Annotated in this window: 11 protein-coding genes; 4 read left to right on the top strand and 7 right to left on the bottom strand. The window is 66.6% G+C overall.

The genetic code is table 11. The features are described from left to right. Positions 1 to 34: 34 nt before the first annotated feature. A complete protein-coding gene (locus BLV15_RS13365; RefSeq protein ID WP_090229132.1) occupies positions 35 to 1336 on the top strand; it encodes an aspartate aminotransferase family protein in 1302 nt (433 codons plus the stop codon). Here BLV15_RS13365 and moaA read toward each other — a convergent pair whose 3' ends face one another. The 6 genes from moaA to fdhD form a co-directional block, all read right to left on the bottom strand. Continuing rightward, on the bottom strand, positions 1337 to 2314 hold the full coding sequence (gene moaA, locus BLV15_RS13360; RefSeq protein ID WP_090230360.1) for a GTP 3',8-cyclase MoaA: 978 nt from the start codon (positions 2312 to 2314) through the stop codon (positions 1337 to 1339). It lies immediately after the preceding gene. Positions 2315 to 2328: 14 nt separating this feature from the next. After that, positions 2329 to 3219 (bottom strand): formate dehydrogenase accessory protein FdhE, encoded by an 891-nt coding sequence (fdhE, locus tag BLV15_RS13355; protein WP_090229129.1) that lies wholly within the window; start codon positions 3217 to 3219, stop codon positions 2329 to 2331. After that, a complete protein-coding gene (locus BLV15_RS13350; RefSeq protein ID WP_090229127.1) occupies positions 3216 to 3851 on the bottom strand; it encodes a formate dehydrogenase subunit gamma in 636 nt (211 codons plus the stop codon). Before BLV15_RS13350 ends, fdhE begins: the two co-directional genes overlap by 4 nt. Then, positions 3848 to 4735 (bottom strand): formate dehydrogenase subunit beta, encoded by an 888-nt coding sequence (gene fdxH / locus BLV15_RS13345; RefSeq protein WP_273229345.1) that lies wholly within the window; start codon positions 4733 to 4735, stop codon positions 3848 to 3850. The genes BLV15_RS13350 and fdxH overlap by 4 nt, the downstream gene beginning before the upstream one ends. A 17-nt stretch (positions 4736 to 4752) precedes the next feature. Beyond that, positions 4753 to 7803 (bottom strand): formate dehydrogenase-N subunit alpha, encoded by a 3051-nt coding sequence (gene fdnG / locus BLV15_RS13340; protein WP_090229121.1) that lies wholly within the window; start codon positions 7801 to 7803, stop codon positions 4753 to 4755. Positions 7804 to 7943: 140 nt separating this feature from the next. Then, entirely contained in the window at positions 7944 to 8780 is an 837-nt protein-coding gene (gene fdhD, locus BLV15_RS13335; protein WP_090230358.1) for a formate dehydrogenase accessory sulfurtransferase FdhD, read from the bottom strand. A 169-nt stretch (positions 8781 to 8949) separates the two neighbouring features. On the opposite strand from fdhD, the gene BLV15_RS13330 reads away from it, so the two are divergent. Next, positions 8950 to 9201 carry a hypothetical protein gene (locus tag BLV15_RS13330; RefSeq protein ID WP_090229119.1) on the top strand — a complete coding sequence of 84 codons (252 nt, stop codon included), beginning with the start codon at positions 8950 to 8952 and terminating at the stop codon, positions 9199 to 9201. Positions 9202 to 9396: 195 nt separating this feature from the next. Here the strand turns inward: BLV15_RS13330 and BLV15_RS13325 are convergent, their stop codons facing one another. After that, positions 9397 to 9576: a hypothetical protein gene (locus BLV15_RS13325; protein WP_090229116.1), complete on the bottom strand. Its 180-nt coding sequence runs from the start codon at positions 9574 to 9576 to the stop codon at positions 9397 to 9399. Positions 9577 to 9762: 186 nt separating this feature from the next. Between BLV15_RS13325 and pqqF the strand changes: the two genes are divergently transcribed. Then, positions 9763 to 12249 (top strand): pyrroloquinoline quinone biosynthesis protein PqqF, encoded by a 2487-nt coding sequence (pqqF, locus tag BLV15_RS13320; protein WP_090229113.1) that lies wholly within the window; start codon positions 9763 to 9765, stop codon positions 12247 to 12249. A 221-nt stretch (positions 12250 to 12470) separates the two neighbouring features. Then, a partial coding sequence (locus BLV15_RS13315) for an aldehyde dehydrogenase family protein (RefSeq protein ID WP_139210727.1) occupies positions 12471 to 12754 on the top strand: 284 nt, incomplete at its 3' end.

Below are 12754 nucleotides of genomic sequence, written 5' to 3'. Positions count from 1 at the left end.
AAGTCCCCCGATGCCCGATGCAAGGAGATGGCCCATGTCCGCGAACGACGATCCGACCTTCTGGCGCAACGCCCGCCAGCACCTGATCCGCTACGGCGGCACCTTCGAGCCGCTGATCATCGAGCGCGCCGCCGGCAGCTTCGTCTACGACGCCGACGACCGCGCCATCCTCGATTTCACCTCCGGGCAGATGAGCGCGGTGCTCGGCCATTGCCACCCGGACATCAGCGCGGTGATCGGCGAATACGCACAGCGGCTCGATCACCTGTTCAGCGGCATGCTCTCGCGCCCGGTGGTGGAGCTGGCGACGCGCCTCGCCGAGAAGACGCCGGCCGGGCTGGATCGCGCGATGCTGCTCAGCACAGGGGCGGAATCCAACGAGGCGGCGATCCGCATGGCCAAGCTGGTTACCGGCAAGTACGAGATCGTGGGGTTCGCCCAGTCCTGGCACGGCATGACCGGAGGCGCGGCGTCGGCCACCTACAGCGCCGGCCGGCGCGGCGTGGGACCGGCGGCAGTCGGCTCGTTCGCGATTCCCGCGCCGTTTCCCTACCGCCCGCGCTTCGAGCGCAACGGCGAGTTCGACTGGCGAGGCGAGCTGGATTACGCCTTCGACCTGATCGATCGGCAATCGAGCGGCAACATGGCGGCGTTCATCGCCGAACCCATCCTCAGCTCCGGCGGGATCATCGAGCTGCCCGACGGCTACATGGCGGCGCTGAAGCACAAGTGCGAAGAGCGCGAGATGCTGCTGATCCTCGACGAGGCGCAGACCGGCATCGGCCGCACCGGCATGATGTTCGCCTGCGAGCGCGAGGGCGTGACGCCGGACATCCTGACCCTGTCGAAGACCCTGGGCGCCGGCCTGCCGCTGGCGGCGGTGATCACCTCGGCGGCGATCGAGGAGCGCGCCCACGAACTCGGCTATCTGTTCTACACCACCCATGTCTCCGATCCGCTGCCCGCCGCGGTCGGCCTCAAAGTGCTCGAGGTGGTGGAACGCGACGGCCTGGTGCAGCGCGCCAACCTGATGGGTGCGCGCCTGCGCAACGGGCTGCTGGCGCTGCAGGAGCGCTTCGACTGCATCGGCGACGTGCGCGGCCGCGGGCTGCTGCTGGGCATGGAAATCGTCAAGGACCGGCAGAGCAAGGAACCGGCCTCGGAGCTGGGCAGCGCGATCACCCGTGAATGCATGAAGCTCGGCCTGAGCATGAACATCGTCCAGCTACCGGGCATGGGCGGAGTGTTCCGCATCGCGCCACCGCTGACGGTCAGCGAGGCGGAAATCGACCTCGGCCTGGCGTTGCTCGGGCAGGCGATGCAGAACGTGCGTTAGCTAGCCGCCGCTGGCGTTCATGAAGCGCGCCACCTGCACGTCGCCGGCGAGGCTGAAGTCGTGGCCGGCGGCCTTCTCCAATATGGCGCCGTCGATGGCCGCGTGCAGGGCGCGGTCATCGGCTTCGTTGCGCATCAGTTCGCGCAGGTCGAGGGCTTCGGCATGGCCCAGGCACAGCAACAGGCGGCCTTCGGCGGTAATGCGCAGGCGGTTGCAGCTGGCGCAGAAGTTTTGCGAGTGCGGAGAGATGAAGCCGACCCGCGTGCCGGGATGGTCGGGAAGACGCAGGTAGCGCGCCGGGCCGCTGCTGCGTTCGTCGCAGTCGATCAGCGCATAACGCCGGGCGATCAGCGCGCGCACTTCGTCGCTGGAACAGAAGCGCTCGCCGCGCGAATGGCCGACGTCGCCCAGCGGCATTTCCTCGATGAAGCTGATGTCCAGCCCACGGGCGATGACGTAGTCGACCAGGTCGAGCACTTCATCGGCGTTGCGTCCCTTCATCACCACGGTGTTCAGCTTGATCCGGGCGAAGCCGGCCTGGCGCGCGGCTTCAAGACCGTCGAGCACGCGCTGCAGATCGCCGTTGCGGGTGATTGCCCGGAAGCGTTGTGGATCGAGGCTGTCGAGGCTGATGTTGAGCCGGCGAACACCAGCGGCAGCGAGTGGCGCCGCGAGCTTGACCAGCTGCGAGCCGTTGCTGGTCAGCACCAGCTCATCGAGGCCGGGCAGCGCGGCGATGCGTTCGCAGAGCCCGACGATGCCTGGACGCAGCAGCGGCTCGCCGCCGGTGAGGCGGATCTTCCGGACGCCGCGGCCGACGAACAACCGGGCCAGGCGATATAGCTCCTCGAGGTCGAGCAACTGGCGGCGCGGCAGGAAGTGCATGTCTTCAGCCATGCAGTAGACGCAACGCAGATCGCAGCGATCGGTGACCGACAGGCGCAGGTAGTCGACCGTGCGGCCGATGCCGTCGCGCAGCAAGGCGCCCACCGTCAGCCGGGCAACAGGAAGGGATTGAGGCCGCTGCGGGCGAAGCCCTCGCGCTCCACGTCCGCATCCAGCGCGAGGCTGGCGAGGTCGTCGGCGATGGCTTCGAGCTGATGATCGCGATCGAGGTAGAGCACCTTGAGGTAGCTCTCGCACTCGTTGCAGCTCTCCGCCTTGATCGTGGCGTTCTCGCTGTCCAGCGACCAATAGTCGAGCGGCCCGGTATGCTCGCAATTGCTGCAGGTGGCGCGGACCATGTGCCAGCGGCTTTCGCAGAGGCCGCAGTGCAGGTAGCGCAGGCCGTCGATGATCACGCTGACGGCGGGTGACTGGGCGCACATCGGGCACAGCTGGCGTTGCCCGCCGGGGCCGGCGCTGGCATGCAGCGGCAGGCGCGCGGCCAGTTGCGTCCAGTACAGCGACAGGGCGCTCCAGAGGAACAGCGCGCGATCGCTGCCGAGCTCGGCATGGCGGCCGCCAAGCAGGGCGTCGGCCAGCGTTTCCAGTTGCGCGGGCGACTGCTCGCGCAAGCCTTCCAGCACCTTGCGCACAGGCGGCGTGGCGTCGCCCAGCAACTCATCGGCGAGCCCGTGCAGCAATTGCTGCCAGTACGGGGCGCGCGGCAACCTGAGGGCGTCCAGGGGGGCCCCGTCGTCGGGCGCCAGCCGCGTTCCGACCTCCGCGGGCAGCGGTGCGCGTTCCAGCAACCGCTGCTGCGCAGCGGCGATGCGCGCGACGAAGTTCAGGTAGTCAGCCATCGCGTGGCCCTCGGCGAGGGCCCGCAGGCGCGAGGCGCGACGGCTGTAAAGACCGTCGAGACGTGGCAGCAGCAGCGGCTCGATCCGGCCGATGCCGCCGCGGGGCTGCTCGACCGGGGTCAGCCTGATGCTGTTCATGGTGCGTCCTTCTTGCCGGTGACCTGGCGGTACCAGCGCGGGTGGTGGGTGCGCGCCCATTTGCGGCTGACGTAGCCGCTGGACATGGCGTCCACCGAGCCCTTCACCCAGAAGGCCAGGTAGATGTGGCCGATCACCAGCAGCATCAGCAGGATGCCGGCGAGGGCGTGGAGGAACAGGCCGATACGGATCGTCGGAATCGAGAACAGCGGGGCGAAATACGGCCGCCAGATCAGCACGCCACTGATCAGCAGCAGCGAGATCAGGCCCATGATTCCCCAGAAAAGCACCTTCTGCCCGGCGTTGTACTTGCCGGTGTCCAGCTCTTCGTTGTGATCGCCCTTGAGCACCTGGCCGATTTCGGCGAACCACTTGCTGTCGCCGGGTTCCGGGAGGTTGTGGCGCACCAGCCGCATGAACAGGTAGGCGAGGAACAGGAAGATCAGCACACCCATGAACGGGTGCAGGATGCGCGCGAGCTGAGGGCCGCCGAGCAGGCTGTTGAGCCAGCTCAGCGAGGGGAAGAACCACGACAGGCCCGACATCGCGACGAAGAAGAAGCAGACGACCATCAGCCAGTGGCACATGCGTACCGTGTAGGGCGTGCGCAGGATCGCGTTTTTCCGCTTCATGCCTGTTCCTCCTCGTCTTCTTGTTCAGGGTCCAGGGTCTGCGCGCCGACACCGACGTAATGGAACAGGGTGCCGGCGATGGTGGCGAAGAAAGCCGCCGCGGCTATCGGTTTGAGCCAGCCTTTCCAGCCCTGGATCGCCGTGCTGATGCGCGGGTCCTTGGGCAGGTTGTGGTACAGCTCGGGCTTGTCGGCGTGGTGCAGCACGTACATCACGTGGGTGCCGCCTACGCCTTGCGGGTCGTACAGCCCGGCGTTGGCGAAGCCGCGGCCGTTCAGCTCGGCCACGCGCTGGCCGGCGAGAAACTGCATGTCGGCCTTGCTGCCGAAGTTGATCGCGCCGGTCGGGCAGGTCTTCACGCAGGAGGGTTCCTGACCGACCGATACGCGGTCGACGCAGAGCGTGCACTTGTAGGCCTTGTTGTCCTTGCCACTCAGGCGCGGGACGTTGAACGGGCAACCGGCGACGCAGTAGCCGCAGCCGATGCAGTGCTCGGACTGGAAGTCGACGATGCCGTTGGCGTACTGCACGATCGCGCCGGGGCTCGGGCAGGCCTTGAGGCAGCCGGGATCGGCGCAGTGCATGCAGCCGTCCTTGCGGATCAGCCATTCCAGCTTGCCGGACTCGCTGTTCTCGTACTCGGCGAAACGCATCAGCGTCCAGGTTTCTGCCGACAGGTCGCGCGGGTTGTCGTAGACGCCGAAGTTCTCGCCGACCTCGTCACGCAGGTCGTTCCATTCGGAGCACGCCACCTGGCAGGCCTTGCAGCCGATGCAGATGCTCACGTCGATCAGTTTGGCCACTTCCGCCTGCTGGTCGCGGGCGTGGGGAGGCGGGGTCAGCGCACTGGTGGCGGAGCGTTTGATGATGTCTTGGGACTGCATGGACATGACGGGTTTCCTCAGGCCTTCTCGACGTTGACAAGGAAGGCCTTGTATTCCGGGGTTTGCGTGTTGGCGTCACCCACACGCGGGCTCAGGATGTTGGCCAGGAAGCCTTTGCGGGTTACCCCCTCGAAGCCCCAGTGCACCGGGATGCCGACCTGTTCCACTTCCTGCCCGGCTACCTGCAGCGTCATCACGCGCTTGGTGACCACCGCCTTGCCGCGGATATAGCCACGCTGGCTGGACACCTTGACCGTGTCGCCGGCGGCGATGCCCTTGCTGGCGGCGAGCTTCTCGCTGATCTCGACGAACTGTTCGGGCTGCACGATGGCGTTCAGCCGCGAGTGCTTGGTCCAGTGGCGGAACATCTCGGTGATCGAGTACGACGTCGCCACGTAGGGGAAATCCTCGCGGCCGCCGAAGCTCGGCAGGTCATCCTTGAAGATGCGCGTCACCGGGCTCTTGCCGCTGCCGGAATGCAGCGGGTTGGCCGGAATCGGGCTTTCCTCCGGCTCGTAGTGCTCGGGGAACGGGCCGTCGACCAGCGCGCCCATCGAGAACAGGTGGCCGACGCCGTCCTGCAGCATGATGAACGGGCTCACGCCGCTGTTCGGTGGCGATCCGACCGGGTAATCGGGCACGTCGGCGCCGGCCCAGGCGTTGCCGTCCCAGTGCAGGAAGGCGCGCTTCGGGTCCCACGGCTTGCCGCTTGGGTCCGCCGAGGCGCGGTTGTAGAGCAGACGGCGGTTCGCCGGCCAGGCGAAGGCCCAGCCCGGGGTGTTGCCGAAGCCGGTGTCGGTGTTGTCGCGACGCGCCATCATGTTCCCGGCGGGCGTCCATTGGCCGGTGTAGATCCAGCACAGGCTGCTGGTGCTGCCGTCGTCGCGCAGATGGGCGAAGCTGGAAAGCAGTTCGCCTTTTTTCGCGATCGGCTTGCCGCTGTCGTCGTAGAGATCGGCCAGGGCGTAGCCGTTGATCTGCTTGGCCAGCTCTTCCGAATGCGGACTCTTCGGGTCGTGGTAATGCCAGTCCAGCTTCAGCAGGGGCTCGGGGCAGGTGCCGCCTTCCTGCTGGTACAACTCGCGGATCCTGGTCATCAGGCTGCCGAGTATCCTGCCGTCGTGCTGCGCCTCGAACGGTGGCGGCTGCGCCGCGGCGTGCCATTGCAGCCAGCGCGCGGAGTTGGCGATCGAGCCATCTTCCTCGGCGAAGCAGGACGACGGCAGGCGGAACACGGTGGTCTGGATCTGCGCCGGATCGACGTCGTTGAACTCGCCGTGGTTCTGCCAGAAGGACGAGGTCTCGGTGGTCAGCGGATCGATCACCACCAGGTACTTGAGCTTCGCCAGCCCCTCGCGCACCTTACCCGAGGACGCCGCGGCGGCGATCAGGTTGAAACCCTGCACGACGTAGCCGTTGACCTGGCCCTTGTGCATCTGCTCGACGTAGGCCATCACGTCGTAGGCGCGGTCCCACTTGGGCAGCCAGTCGTAGCCGAAGTCGTTCTCAGCGGTGGCGTTCTCGCCATACATGCCCTTGAGGAAGCTGACCATGAACTTCGGCGTGTTGCGCCAGAAGTTGATCTGTTTATCCACCAGGGTCTTCGGCGTGCGCTCGTCCAGGTAGGCCTGCAACGACTGCTGGCTTTCGCTCGGCAGCGTCAGGTAGCCCGGCAGCATGTTCGCCAGCACGCCGAGATCGGTGAAGCCCTGCACGTTGGAATGGCCGCGCAGCGCGTTGATGCCGCCGCCGGGCATGCCGATGTTGCCGAGCAGCAACTGCACGATGGCCGAGGCGCGGATGATCTGCGAGCCACCGACATGGTGTGTCCAGCCCAGCGCGTAGAGGATGCTGGTGGTGCGGTCGGGGACACTGGTGGACGCGAGCTTCTCGCAGACGTGCAGGAAGTCCTTTATTGGGGTGCCGCAGATGCTGCTCACCATCTCCGGCGTGTAGCGCTCGACGTGCTTCTTCAGCAGGTTGAACACGCAACGCGGGTGCTGCAGCGTCTCGTCGCGCAGGGCATAGCCATCCTCGCCCAGCTCGTAGGTCCAGGAGGCGCGGTCGTAGGCGCGCTTGTCGGCGTCGTAGCCACTGAACAGCCCGTCGTCGAAGCCGTAGTCCTCGCGCACGATCAGCGGCGCATTGGTGTAGGCCCTGACGTATTCGTGCTGGATGCGGTCGTTGCTCAACAGGTAGTGGGCGACCCCGAGCAGGAAGGCCGAGTCGGCACCGGCACGGATCGGCGAATAGAAATCGGCTACGGCGGCGGTACGGTTGAAGCGCGGATCCACCACCATCAGATGGGCGTTGTTGTGGATCTTCGCCTCGACCGCCCATTTGAAGCCCACCGGATGGGCCTCGGCCGGGTTGCCGCCCATCACCAGGATGACGTCGGCGTTCTTGATGTCGACCCAGTTGTTGGTCATCGCACCACGCCCGAACGAGGGCGCGAGGCCGGCGACGGAGGGGCCATGGCAGAGGCGGGCCTGGTTTTCCAGGTGGACCATGCCCAGGCCGCGGGCGAACTTGACGTCGAGGATGCCGGTTTCGTTACTGGCGGCGGAGGAGCCAAGGAAGCCGGTGCTGGCCCAGCGGTTCACCAGTTGGCCCTTGTCGTTGCGCTCGATGAAGTTGGCGTCGCGATCGTCCTTCATCAGGCGTGCGATGCGCTCGATGGCCTCGTCCCAGCCGATGCGCTTCCATTCGTTGCTGCCGGGCTCGCGGACTTCGGGGTATTTCAGGCGGTCCGGGCTGTTGATGAAGTCCACCAGGCCGGAGCCCTTGGGGCACAGCGAGCCGCGGCTGACCGGGTGATCCGGGTCGCCCTCGACGTGAAAGATCTTGCCCTTGGCGTTCTTCGCGCCGTCGCCGAGGCTGTACAGGAGCACACCGCAACCGACCGAGCAGTAGGTGCAGTTGTTGCGCGTTTCACGGGCGCGCAGCAGCTTGTACTGGCGCGACTGGCTGGCGAGGGCGACGCCAGGAGCGAAACCAAGGGTCGCGGCGCTCGCGCTGGCGGCACCGACGGTGCATAGCTTGAAAAACTGTCTTCTGCCGATCTGCATATCGATCTCCCCAAAACGGCGCATCACGGTTTGCGCCGGAATGAGCGTGTGCTTGTGGCCACGCTCTGCTTTGTCTTTGTCGTTCTCTCAGGCCCGAACCTGTCCGCAGGCAGCGTTCTCCGGGCTGGCGTCGTTGCGTTTCAGCCGCCGGGTGCCGGGCTGTAGACGCGTGCAGCGCTGCGCTGTGGCAGGTGGATCAGGTTGAGGTTATGCCGGCGCGCCCAGTCCACCGTCAGTGCGGTGGGTGCGGCGAGGCTGACCAGGGTGCCGAGGCCGGCGCGCACCGCCTTGTGCAGCAGTTCAAGGCCGCAACGGCTGGTGACCACCGCGAAGCCGCGGGCCGCGTCGATGCGCTGGCGTTCGAGCGCGCCTATCAGCTTGTCGAGGGCGTTGTGGCGACCGATGTCCTCTCGGCACAGGCGTATCTCGCCGTGGTCATCGACGAACAGCGCGGCATGCAACGCGCCGCTTCGCCGCGCCAGTGACTGCGCTTCGCCGACGCGTTCGCGCAGGCCCTGCAGGTGCGTGGCGTCAGGTAGTGGCGAACGGGGCAGGCCGGCGAGGGTTGGCAGCGCCTGGTCGAGGCTGTCGACACCGCAGAGTCCGCAGCCGCTGCTACCGGCCAGCTGCCGGCGCTGCTGCTTCAACTGCCAGAAGGCACGGCTGCCGATGAGCAGGTCTACGTGCCAGGCGTCGCCGTGTCCTTCCATCCGAATGTCGTAGATTTCGTCGATCCGCTGGACGGTTCCGCTGGTTCGGGTGAAGCCGACCACGAAATCCTCCAGTGCCTCGGGCGTCACCATCATCACCGCGTGCGCCAGGCCGTTGTAGCTGATAGCCAGCGCGATTTCGCTCGCCAGGGCAGCTTCGCCGGACGACTGGGAGCCGTCTATCTCGGCATATCGGTACGCATGGGAGACGTCAGGAAGCGCCTCCGTCTGAGGCGTGGACCGGCAATTGGAGATCGGCGTCGGCATGAAAAAACACACTGCGGCAATTTGGCGGTGGCGAGTTTATATCCTCTTTAACTGTAAGGCTAATAGACCTTCGGACATCTACCCATCTTTCGATCAGGCAACTTCCTGGGCCATCTCGCCTCCTATGTTTTCAACGGCCACCCGCGCCGCGAAACGAGGAGAGTCCGTCATGGGTCAACGCGTTTTCGATAATCACCGTGCCTGGTCCGGTGCGATGCAGGATGGCAACACCATCAAGGCCTTCGTGATGGTGCTCGGCGAGAGGGGCCTGCATGACGGGGTCTACGAGATCACCGCCAACGTCGAATTCCCCGATCTGCCAACCGCGGAACGCACGGCAGCGGCCATCATCGACCGCATCACCACCATCGACGAAGAGGGCATTCCCTGTTTCGGCGCGGATGACGAACCGGACGAGTGACGTCGCGCATGGTTGAAGGCTGTATGGATGAACAGTTATCATCGCGCCGTCCCCAAATGGCCAGCGCGACACTCAGGCCGTCGGCAGCCCGTTCCGGGGCCTGCCGCTTTCTCATTCAGCCTCGTCCGATGCGAGGCGCAAAAAAAAGGGCTGACCTCGCGGTCAGCCCTTTTTCATTGGGAGTGGAAGCGGCGCTCAGTGGCCGTGCAGGGGCCGGCCATGGCCGTGGCGGCGACGCTCGACAGGCGGTTCCTGCGGCTTCTGCTTCGCGGTTGGAGCGTGCCGGCGTGTCAGCCGCAGCATGCCCCAGAGCATCGCGAGGGCAACCGCCATCCAGGCGCATATCAGCATGACGATCATGAGTACGGGAGACATCGTCTTATCCTCGGTAACGGAACGCGTCCGTGTATGGAGTAGACCCTGCCCGGCGAAAAGGTTTCCCCCGCATGCGGCCATGGGCCATCCCCACCGCCCAACGGCACCTTTAGATGCGCCGAAGGTATTCTTGCCTCCGCCTGCGCGCTCGCCGATGCTGGCGGCTCTCGTCTCAAGGACCGCTGCATGACCGATATCGCTGAGCACGCGCCTGTTATCCAGCGCCGCATGACGCTGGATAACGGCCTCGCCGTGACGCTGCTGCAGGTGCCCCAGGCCCAGCATTGCGCGGCTTGGGTGCGGGTGGCCGCCGGCAGCCACGACGAGCCGCGCGAGTATCCCGGGCTGGCGCATTTCCTCGAACACCTGCTGTTTCTCGACAGCGCGGGATTTCCCGCCGACCAGGGACTGATGGCGTTCGTACAGGGCGTCGGCGGTCAGGTGAATGCCAGTACCCAGGCGCGCCACACCGATTTCTTCTGCGAAGTGCCTCCGCTCGCGCTGGACGGCGCGCTGGCGCGGCTGTTCGACATGCTGGCGCGCCCGGCGCTCGATCCGGGCGCACAGAGGCGCGAACGCGAGGTGCTGCAGGCCGAATTCCTCGCCCGCGGCGAGGACCGTGAAACGCTGATGGATGGGGCGCTCGGCCTGGCGCTCGCGGCGCATCACCCGTTCGGCGACTTCCACGCCGGCAACCGCGAGACGCTGCCGGTAGAGGAGGAGACGTTCCAGCAGGCGTTGCATGGCTTCCATCGGCGTTTCTATCACGCGGGACAGGCGCATGTGCTGATCGCCGGTGCGCAACCACTGGACGCCTTAGCGGCCCTCGCCAAGCGGCATGGCCGGCACCTTGCGCCAGGCGCCCGGGTCTCCACCCAGCCGCCGGCTTTAAGGCTGGAACCGGCGCATGTCGAGGTGCAGGCGCCTGGTCCGACGCAGCTCGCGCTGTACTTCCCGCTGGTGCTGCCGACCGCGGCGGGCGCCGCGCTGGAGTGCCTGTTCCGGGTGCTGCGCAGTGCCCCGTCAGGCGGCTTGCAGGCGACGTTGCGCGAGCGGGGATACGCCGAGCGGGTTTCGCCGCGGCGGGTTTATCGGGCGGATGATCAGGCGCTGATCGCCATCGATATCGAGGGCGCGTCGGCCGATGAGGCGACCTGGAGCGAGATCGTCACGCTGCTGTTTTCGTGGCTGGAGTTCTTCGCTACCCGGAGCGACTGGGCAGACGTGCGCGAGCAGGAGTTCCTAATCCGTTCCGTCCGTTGGCAGACCTGCTCGGCCCTCGATGCGGTGCGAATGGCGGTCGAGAAGGGCGGCAACGAGCCTGTCGAGGCGCCCGCGTTAGCCGCCTTGCTGACGCAGTTGACGCCAGGCGCGATGGTGTCGGTGGTCACCTCGACGCGCGAGCTGCCGCTGCTGGAACGGCCAGGCTTCGCGTTGCGCGCCCGATGCTCGAAAGGATTGTCCCGTGCGCGCGGAGCGCCCGTCGCCTGGTGCCTGCCCGAGCGCAACCCGTTTCTGAAATCGGCTGCTGCGCCGCGCGCCGTATGTCCAGTACCTGCGGGGCTACGCTGGCAGAACGACGCGGACATTCCGCCCGGGCACGCGGCGCTGTTCCTGCGCTGGCGCTGGTCGACGCCGGTTGCCGATGTGTTTGCCGGTGCCGCGCAGGCGGCGCTGGCACCGCTCGTCCAAGCCGCCGGCGAGGCCGGTGTCGAGCTGCGCTTGCAATGCTCGGCACGGGACTGGGTGCTCAGCCTTGGCGGCCTGGCCAGCGTGGTGGATCGGGTTCTGCCGGAGGCGCTGAAAATCCTGCGGCAGCCCACCGCGGAAGACTGGCGCGACGCGCTGGACCCGGCGCCACGAGCTGCCGGCGGGATGCTCCTGCGACAGTTGCTCGATGAACTGCCTGGCGCGCTGCAAGGCTCGGTGTCGGTGGCGGAATTGCCGGCGGACGCGCTTCCCGGCGCGTGGAGGGCGCTGTACCACCAGGCCCGTTGGGACGCCTTCGGTCTGGGCCAGCCTTCGCCAACGATCAATGCCGTTCTGGGCGAGCTGCCGGGCCAGGGGCTTTTCGAAGGGGTGTCGGCGGTAAACGTCCGATCCACCTGCCGCTGGATCGAAGTGGCCGGGCAGAAGGAGCAGGCCTTGCTGCTCTTCGCCCGGCAAGCGGGTCTCGATGCCCCGGCTGAAGCCGCCTGGCGCTTGTTGGGCAATGTGCTGCAGGGGGCTTTCTACACGTACATGCGCACCGATTTGCAGCTGGGTTACGGCGTCTATTGCGGCTATCGGCAGGTGGGCGAGGAGGCCGGCCTGCTGTTCGCCGTGCAATCGCCGAAGGCCTCGGTGGCGGAGATTTTCGGGCATCTGCTGGCATTTCTCGAAGGGCAGCAAGAGCGCCTCGGGCAACTCACCGACGAGGCGCTGGAGACGCTCCGCGAACCGATGGCGGCGCAGTTGTGGCAGCCGCCCGCGACCTTCCGCGCCCTGGCCGAAGCGCGCTGGGCGCTTTACGCACAGCCGGGCAAGCAGCCTGCCGAGCGGATCGCCCGGTGTGTGCAGGAGCTGAATCGTGCGGCGCTGCTCGACGCCCTGGCTTGCGTGCGCCAGGCACAGGCCGGCTGGCTGGCGCTGGCCAACGCGGCGCCACCGGATCCGCGCTGGTCGCTCGGCTGAGCGGCGCATTGCGGTTGATTGACGCGCAGCGGGGCTGTGCTTCCCATCCAGTCGCCGCTAATTCCGGGCTTTCTGCGCGCCGGCTTGACGCTCTCAAGGGAGCCATCTACTACCAATTGACGAGTCGTGGTCGGCCTCCGGCGGAATAGGCTAGAGCGCAGGACACCGATCAATCGGGATCCGCTCACCGAGCGGATCAGAACAACAACGAGGTAAGCATCATGATTTATGCCCAACCCAACACCCCTGGCGCCGTCGTTACCCTCAAACCGCGCTACGGCAACTACATCGGTGGCGAGTTCGTGCCGCCGGTGGACGGCCAGTACTTCACCAACACCTCGCCGGTGAACGGCTCGGTGATCGGCGAGTTCCCACGCTCCTCGGCGGCCGACATCGACAAGGCGCTGGACGCCGCGCACGCCGCTGCCGACGCCTGGGGCAAGACCTCGGTGCAGGACCGTTCGCTGATCCTGCTGAAGATCGCCGACCGCATCGAAGCCAACCT

The sequence above is a fragment of the Pseudomonas kuykendallii genome, from assembly GCF_900106975.1.
Lineage (GTDB): Bacteria > Pseudomonadota > Gammaproteobacteria > Pseudomonadales > Pseudomonadaceae > Pseudomonas_O > Pseudomonas_O kuykendallii.
This window is presented reverse-complemented; position numbering and strand designations above follow the sequence as displayed.